General features: G+C 64.5%; 1 protein-coding gene. It reads right to left on the reverse strand.

Features of this window, described 5'->3' with window-relative positions:
- The coding region (locus tag G4L39_RS11485) for a hypothetical protein (RefSeq protein WP_165108327.1) at positions 1 to 339 on the reverse strand (339 nt) is incomplete at its 3' end.
- Positions 340 to 403 lie beyond the last annotated feature (64 nt).

A 403-nucleotide genomic window follows, 5' to 3' on the forward strand; every position in this document is an offset into this window, starting at 1 on the left:
TTGTTGGCGCAGCCATTGCCCCAGCTGGGTCTGGTCGGCGAACTTTTTGACGCGGGCCAACTGGCGCACCAGTGGCTTGTGGTTGAGCCGTTCGGCGTCGGCCAGGCTGGCCCCGCCCGAGCAGAAGCAGTAGATCAGTTGGGCCACGATCAGCTCGGGGCTGTAGCCGTGGGAGGTGCGGGTGCGCGGGTCCAGTCCGGGCAGGGCGCGGATTTTTTGCCAGAGGTCAAACTGCTGGGCCAGCGCTTCCAAGGCGGGCAATCCGCCCAGGGTGGACTGCTTGCGGGCGGCGACAAACTCGAAGCGGATCCTGGGTGAGCGTTTGGCGACAGTCGGCATGCTTCATTGAGGCACGGCGCGCGAGGATATTCAACGCCGAACCCAAAAAAATCTTCACCCGCCG

The organism is Limisphaera ngatamarikiensis, from assembly GCF_011044775.1.
Lineage (GTDB): Bacteria > Verrucomicrobiota > Verrucomicrobiia > Limisphaerales > Limisphaeraceae > Limisphaera > Limisphaera ngatamarikiensis.